Annotated in this window: 2 protein-coding genes, 1 tRNA gene and 2 rRNA genes; all 5 read left to right on the forward strand. The window is 49.5% G+C overall.

Annotated features, from left to right (window positions below):
- The first annotated feature begins 276 nt into the window (after positions 1-276).
- The 5 genes from ACNA05_RS13840 to ACNA05_RS13860 all read left to right on the forward strand — a co-directional run bounded on the left by ACNA05_RS13840 (position 277) and on the right by ACNA05_RS13860 (position 7,314).
- Positions 277-3,067 (forward strand): 23S ribosomal RNA (locus ACNA05_RS13840).
- Positions 3,068-3,196: 129 nt separating this feature from the next.
- Positions 3,197-3,311 (forward strand): 5S ribosomal RNA (rrf, locus tag ACNA05_RS13845).
- A gap of 147 nt (positions 3,312-3,458) precedes the next feature.
- A complete protein-coding gene (locus ACNA05_RS13850; RefSeq protein ID WP_415812108.1) occupies positions 3,459-4,295 on the forward strand; it encodes a hypothetical protein in 837 nt (278 codons plus the stop codon).
- 719 nt (positions 4,296-5,014) lie between these two features.
- A tRNA-Met gene (locus tag ACNA05_RS13855) sits at positions 5,015-5,091 on the forward strand.
- 237 nt (positions 5,092-5,328) lie between these two features.
- Positions 5,329-7,314: a S9 family peptidase gene (locus ACNA05_RS13860; protein ID WP_415812109.1), complete on the forward strand. Its 1,986-nt coding sequence runs from the start codon at positions 5,329-5,331 to the stop codon at positions 7,312-7,314.
- Positions 7,315-8,104: the final 790 nt, after the last annotated feature.

Raw genomic sequence — 8,104 nt, forward strand, 5'->3', positions numbered from 1 at the left:
TTATACAAGTTTTGCACTTTGCATTATGCTAAAGTGCAGATATTTGACATCGTTTATGGAGGGCTCATCCGCCCAGAGGCTTAGATTTATCTAAGACTTTACGACAAGGATGGGCTTTTAAATAGTAAAGATATCGTCTAGCGGTTCATCCGCGTAGGATATGTTCAATACACTAAAGTTGAACATGTTAGTCCTCGCGTATGAGCGCTAAACATTGAAGGTTGCACGGCTCTACACTTCTGGTCGGGCCGATGTGACCATCTCAAGAATCTGAAGAATCAAGCGTTACAAGGGCGTTTAGTGGATGCCTTGGCGCGTAGAGGCGATGAAAGACGTGGTACGCTGCGAAAAGCTCGGGTGAGGTGCGAACAACCTTTGACCCCGAGATCTCTGAATGGGGAAACCCACCTTTACAGACCCTGATAATTATCCTCAGTAATGAGGGTGGTTTATCAAGGTTTGTGTTAGGTATTGATAACTGAATATATAGGTTATTAAAGCAAACCCGGGGAACTGAAACATCTCAGTACCCGGAGGAAAGGACATCAACCGAGACTCCGTTAGTAGTGGCGAGCGAACGCGGATCAGGCCAGTGGCTATTTTAAACTAATCTGAATGTGTTGGGAAGCACAGCCATAGTGGGTGACAGCCCCGTAAGAGTGTTGTTTAATTTAGTCCTCGAGTAGGGCGGGACACGTGAAATCCTGTCTGAACATGGGGGGACCATCCTCCAAGCCTAAGTACTCCTACGCGACCGATAGTGAACAAGTACCGTGAGGGAAAGGTGAAAAGCACCCCGACGAGGGGAGTGAAACAGTTCCTGAAACTGGACGTCTACAAGCTGTAGAAGCCACCTTGCGTGGCGACTGCGTACCTTTTGTATAATGGGTCAGCGACTTGGTCTAACTAGCAAGCTTAAGCCGATAGGTGTAGGCGTAGCGAAAGCGAGTGTTAATAGCGCGTCGAGTTAGTTGGATCAGACCCGAAACCAGGTGATCTAGTCATGTGCAGGTTGAAGGTGAGGTAACACTCACTGGAGGACCGAACCCACCTATGTTGAAAAATGGGGGGATGACGTGTGACTAGGGGTGAAAGGCCAATCAAACCTGGAGATAGCTGGTTCTCCGCGAAATCTATTTAGGTAGAGCGTCGAATGAATACCCTCGGGGGTAGAGCACTGGATGGGCTAGGGGGACTCACCGTCTTACCAAACCTAACCAAACTCCGAATACCGAGGAGTAATATTCGGCAGACACACTACGGGTGCTAAGGTCCGTAGTGGAAAGGGAAACAGCCCTGACCGCCGTCTAAGGTCCCTAAGTAATAACTAAGTGGTAAAGAATGTGAGAATGCTTAGACAACCAGGAGGTTGGCTTAGAAGCAGCCATCCTTTAAAGATAGCGTAACAGCTCACTGGTCAAGCGTTCCTGCGTCGAAAATGTACCGGGGCTTAAGTTATTCACCGAAGACGCGGATGCACACTTTTGTGTGCGTGGTAGCGGAGCGTTCCGTAAGCCTGTGAAGGGGTCCTGCGAGGGGCCTTGGAGGTATCGGAAGTGAGAATGCTGACATGAGTAACGATAAAAGGGGTGAGAGACCCCTTCGCCGTAAGATCAAGGTTTCCTGCGCAATGCTAATCAGCGCAGGGTTAGCCGGCCCCTAAGGCAAGGCCGAAAGGCGTAGTCGATGGGAACTCAGTTTAATATTACTGGGCCATTGGGTAGTGACGGATGACGTGTATCGTATCCCCTTATTGGATTGGGGGTGCGGTGAAGTTGTCCCAGGAAATAGCTCCCATTTAAGACCGTACCCCAAACCGACACAGGTGATCAGGTAGAACATACCAAGGCGCTTGAGAGAACTCTGCTGAAGGAACTCGGCAAATTACCTCCGTAACTTCGGGAGAAGGAGGCCCTCCATCAAGGCAACTTTTTGGAGGGGGCACAGACCAGGGGGTGGCGACTGTTTATTAAAAACATAGGGCTCTGCGAAGTCGTAAGACGACGTATAGGGTCTGACGCCTGCCCGGTGCTGGAAGGTTAAAAGGAGGAGTGCAAGCTCCGAATTGAAGCCCCAGTAAACGGCGGCCGTAACTATAACGGTCCTAAGGTAGCGAAATTCCTTGTCGGGTAAGTTCCGACCTGCACGAATGGCGTAACGACTTCCCCACTGTCTCCAGCAGAGACTCAGTGAAATTGAATTCCTCGTGAAGATGCGAGGTACCCGCGGCTAGACGGAAAGACCCCATGAACCTTTACTACAGCTTCACAGTGGCATTAGTCATGATTTGTGTAGGATAGGCGGGAGACTTTGAACCGTAGGCGCCAGCTTGCGGGGAGTCGTCCTTGAAATACCGCCCTGATCCTGATTGATGTCTAACCGCGAACCGTTATCCGGTTCCGGGACCCTGTGTGGTGGGTAGTTTGACTGGGGCGGTCGCCTCCCAAAGAGTAACGGAGGCGCGCGAAGGTAGGCTCAGTCCGGTCGGAAATCGGACGTTGAGTGCAATGGCATAAGCCTGCCTGACTGCGAGACTGACAAGTCGAGCAGAGACGAAAGTCGGTCATAGTGATCCGGTGGTCCCGCATGGAAGGGCCATCGCTCAACGGATAAAAGGTACTCTGGGGATAACAGGCTGATGACGCCCAAGAGTCCATATCGACGGCGTTGTTTGGCACCTCGATGTCGGCTCATCGCATCCTGGGGCTGGAGAAGGTCCCAAGGGTATGGCTGTTCGCCATTTAAAGCGGTACGTGAGCTGGGTTTAGAACGTCGTGAGACAGTTCGGTCCCTATCTACCGTGGGAGTAGGAGTTTTGAGAGGATCTGCCCTTAGTACGAGAGGACCGGGGTGGACATTCCTCTGGTGGAGCTGTTGTCACGCCAGTGGCATTGCAGCGTAGCTATGAATGGACAGGATAACCGCTGAAAGCATCTAAGCGGGAAACCCCCCTCAATACGAGAGCTCCCTTGAGAGTCGTTGTAGACTACAACGTTGATAGGCTGGGTGTGGAAGCGTGGTAACACGTGGAGCTTACCAGTACTAATAACTCGATTGGCTTGATTCATTTCAGATTGTTTCTTGGCCAAACTTGCAGCCGCAAGTGAACAAGAGACGTAAGTGCTCATACGCGTGGACTACATGTTCATGCGGTAGCTAGACGATATCTTTACTATTTAATTCTGACATGCATTGACCGGGTGGTTATTGCGTGACGTCCCCACCCGATCCCATTCCGAACTCGGTCGTTAAGCGTCACAGCGCCGATGGTACTTTGTCTCAAGGCACGGGAGAGTAGGTCGCTGCCCGGTTTATCCATGTCAGAAATATCCTCCATAACGAAAATCTTTTTAAAATAGCGTCGCGCAAGCGGCGCTTTTTTGTATTTAAAATTCAGAATTTAAAGTCTGTTTGATAAATCTCGGCGCCGTTTATTGTTTTGCGGCTATGAGTGGAGCATGAAAAAACAATCCCTTCTCTCTATTATTGCTCTATTCTCAGCCTCAATGCCAAGTTTTGGCGGTTGCCAAACGACAGCTACGGCTCCTCCGTCAGATTCGACGGCAGATTCATTGCAAACATTAACTTCTGCAAACTCAACGCTCTCGGCTGAGGACATTATGAGCCGTGCCCATGGAGCGGCTGGCGGCGCAGAATGGGTGCGTCCAAAATCCCTAGTGATGGACGGATATTCTATTTTTTATGACGGCCATAAGGACGTGCGAAATGAACGGCACAGAATGTGGCGGGTGTACGATGCGGAAAAGTCAGAGGCGCATCATGTCGACGGAAAAGTGCGCATACTGTCCGAACGACACGGCGTGCCGCTTATTGACTTAAGCTATAATGGTCAAAATACTTACACGGCTAAAGGCCAACAGCCTAAAAGCGAAAGCGATAAACGTTGGGCCTCAAATTTCGGCTTTGGCGTCATCCGTCATGCCTTTGATGAGGGGTATACCCTTTCCCGCCTCCCCGACGATCTGGTGGATGGCCGTCCGGTTTATATGATCCGAATTACAGATCCGGCAGGCGGTGAAACCCAATTTGGGATTGCTCAAAATGACTATGCGATTTTAAAAGTAGGCTTTGATACCCCCCGGGGCTGGCATGAACGAATTTATTCCAATTTTTATTCTAACCCGAACGACAGATGGGTGCAGCCCGGCCGGGTTCGCCTGTATTATAACGGTGTGAAAAGCAATGAAGTAATTTGGACTTCATACAAGATAAACAGTGAGGTGCAGGATTGCTTATTCGTCTTGCCAAATACTGCGGATTGTAAGGTGAATTAAATTACAGGTTTCAAATAGGAATTATATCCTCAGCATCTAGACTCATACAGATGTTCCCCGCATGTTCCTTTCTTAGTTGAAAGACAGAATAAGTTGTGACGACGCCCGGCAAATTGAAAAGTCTGTGGATTGATTTTGACGCTATCTTTGAAAATGTAAAGCAGGAGCTCTATCCAAATTTATTGCATCGACCGGTCGAATTATCGCCATTCCCATCCGAACTTTCCAGTTAAATTGCGCAGTGTTACGCCCGAGGAAATGCGCGGTGCCAAATGGGAATGTAAAGCCGAAGTTAAAAGATAGGCGAAAAGCGGAACGCGTCACGTTCCCGTCAGCATAGGACAGGTAATTGTCACCTTGCACGGTCCTAAGACCCGACGAATATGAATATACTACGGAGGCGTTCTTTTCCAATCCCGAGGACAAGGAAAATCAGCGCAATTTGAGACGCTTGTCTGACGCTATTGATGCGACGAATTTAAAGTACCGAAGCAATGTTCTGACCGTCGGCCTGCAGAGACAGCGTCCCCGCTATTATGCCGGAGGAAAACTGCTTTTGCTCGTATTCCGGACGCAATGGCCTGTGCGAAACGCGTTCAGGCGAAGGGCAAAGATAAGCACCGCGTCAAAGCACGCTAATCTCTGCGAAAAGTCTGAAAGAATAAGGATTTAGGGCTTGAAGGCTTGGCCGCCGAGCCCTATATCACGCTTCTCATTGACGCGGGGTGGAGCAGCCCGGTAGCTCGTCAGGCTCATAACCTGAAGGTCGTAGGTTCAAATCCTACCCCCGCAACCAATATCCCAAACATCAAAACGATTTTCTCCCTACAGAGCCAACGGGCTTTCCTGTTCAATTATGTACAGGCTTTTCAGTTCTCCCATTGGCGGTATTTGAGCGATAAAATTCTGCAAGAATTTTAATATAGGCTAAGATAAATGTCAGAAAGTTCATGTTTTTGTTTCGGATAGCGCTTTTCCTCTTGTTTGAACGTTTTTGATAAGAAATAGTTGGGCCAAACTTGGGAGAACTGTTTTGACTACATTTAAATTTATCCGACTTGGCCTGGCGTCGGCATTTGCCGCGGTGATGGCCTTGTCCTTTACGCCTAGCGCGGCATTTGCCGAAGAACCAAATATTGATATTTATGCGCAGTTGCCCCGAACGCAAAGTGTCCGCGTTTCGCCGGATGGGAAGCATATTGCAATGCTAGCCCCCTTTGCCGGCGACAAGGCCGTGTTTGTGTATGATTTGACAAATCCTGACGCAAAAACAGTCATCGTCACGCCGCCCGAAGATTCCATTGTGAAAGCAATTGATTGGGCCAGTAATAAACACGTTATTATGCTGGCCCGCGTCCGCGGACACGGCGAAGGCAAAATGAAACACTACAGCACGCTGTTCAGCCGTTGGGTTTCCACCAATATCGAAACTGAACGGTCTGTTATCCTTCTTGATGATGTCATTAAAAGCAAACGTTACCGCGTGACGTATGGGGGCGGTTACGTACACGACCTTCCGGATAATGAGGACGAGGTCTTGATGAGCTTCACTGAATATGGAGGCGAAGTCTTCCAACGCCATTACCGTGTCGATCTGGATAGCGGGAATGAACGCCTCGAAAGATCCATGCCGGTAACCACAGGCAATGTTGTCCTTTCTAACAACGGTGAAACTGTTCTCGCTCGCGAAGATTACGACCCGCGGAGCGGTCAGTACGAAGTCTTCTTTGGCGAAGGTATTGATGAAGAGAGTGTCTATAAAAAACGGTTCGATAAATCAAAAAATAGAACGACCTATTTGTCGACAGTTCTAGACGGTAAGTTGTTGATGCAGGAAACAGAGCAAGACTCTTTAACTTTGTTTACCATTGATCCCCATAGCAAAGCGGTGGCTCCATTCACATTCGAAGCCAATGTTCCGGATGGCTATGACTATGGTCCTATCTTTGACAACCAGACCGGAAAAATGATTGGCGTAAGCTATACCGATGATCGCTACCGCCAAGTCTACACCGAAGAGCCTTATAAATCCTGGCATGACAAGTTTTCTGATGCGTTGGAGGGGCAGAATATAACAATCCTGTCCAAGACGGAAGACAACAAAATGGTCACGATTTATGCGGAAAATGACAGCAATCCGGGTGAGTACTACCTCTACGAAGAAGGACCCGGTACAATTTCGTCCTTGGGCGGAACTTACCCGGAGCTCAAAGCCTCCCAAATAGGGTCGACTGTGCGGGCAGATTACACGGCTAGAGATGGTCTCAATATTCCGGCCTATTTGACACTTCCCCCTGGAAAAACAAAAGCGGACGGACCTTTCCCAACCGTCGTTATGCCGCATGGCGGCCCGACCGCGAGAGATGACGCGACATTCGACTTTTGGGGACAGTATTTGGCCGCCCAGGGCTATGCCGTCTTTAAACCGCAATTTCGTGGATCGACCGGATTTGGTTACGAGCACCTCGAAAAAGGGTATGGCGAATTTGGCCGGGGGATGCTTCACGATACGATTGACGGCGTAAATCACTATGTTGATAACAACGTCATAAATCCCGATAAAATCTGTGTCACCGGCGCCAGCTATGGGGGCTATCAAGCTCTGGCCTTACCCGTCATGGAGCCGGATATGTTTAAATGCGCGCTTTCCGTTAACGGCGTCTCTCAAATTCGGGACATTCTGAAGTTCGAAGAGGCCCGCACCGGCCGAGACAGCGGCGTTATCAAATTCTGGCAGAAAATTATCGGCGACAGATATGATGACAAGGACCTTCTCCTTTCACAGTCTCCGGCCGAGAATGTTGATAAAATCAAAGCGGAAATTGTTCTCGTTCACGGAACAGATGACATGACCGTGCCGCTACAGCAGTCGGAGGTCATGGCGAAGGCTTTGAAAAAAAGAGGGCAATCCGACGATATCCTCCTCTTACCGAATGACGATCACAATCTGTCTCTGCCGATTTCCCGGAAAAAACTGTTGGAGGCCAGCGACGAGCTCTTTGAAAGGCACTTAAACTAGCGCGAATTGCGTCTACCCGCCCGCGCCCCTTTGGGGCGAGGGCGGGTGAAAATATTGTTTAGTTTTATCACGTCAACGCAGGCAGCGCTTACCCGGCGCCGTCCTCAAAATGGCTCACAACCTCTCGACCTTCCGCGTCTACGCGCGGAATGACAAGTATGATTTGAGTTAGAGGTAATCGCCTCATTCTACCGCTTATGCTTATGCAATTCTTCTTTTTTCCAATTGTTTTCCTTTTTCTCTTTGTTTGTTTCGTTTTAATCAGTGGCGGAAAAAGAGGGCTGTCTGCGGGCTGTGAGTATTGAAGGGGGAACCGAATTCTAATGTATGTTTTTACAACCTCACTCTTACGGTTGTAAGGCGTAAGACCCGCAGGAACGTCTTCTTCCGCTGACGGCCAAGGGTCTCAGTCTCGGGAGCCCATGGCGCTCGTCAGGCCGCCCAACTCACAGAGCGTTACCCCTGCTCGTCCAACGACAAACATCCTCCGATTACCAGTCAGTCAACGTGCACATGACCTGCCCGTGCAATCAGAACATTTTTCAGTCAATCCAAAAGCGGGGCCTTTCATCCCGTCGATCAAACTAACAAGTTTATTATAGCGCAGGAAATGAAGGTGAGGACGCATCACTTGATATTTTTCATAAGAGATTGAAAAGAATAGAGTTTTAAAAAGGATAAGCGCGGATCGTCTTTCCTCCACCGCAANGCGGGGGAGGTGTCCGACAGGACGGAGGGGGTGCGCGTTGTTAAACGCGCCTAAAGCCTCCCTCCAAAGACGCCCCTTTCG

It is taken from the genome of Litorimonas haliclonae, from assembly GCF_965138505.1.
GTDB classification, from domain to species: domain Bacteria; phylum Pseudomonadota; class Alphaproteobacteria; order Caulobacterales; family Maricaulaceae; genus Litorimonas; species Litorimonas haliclonae.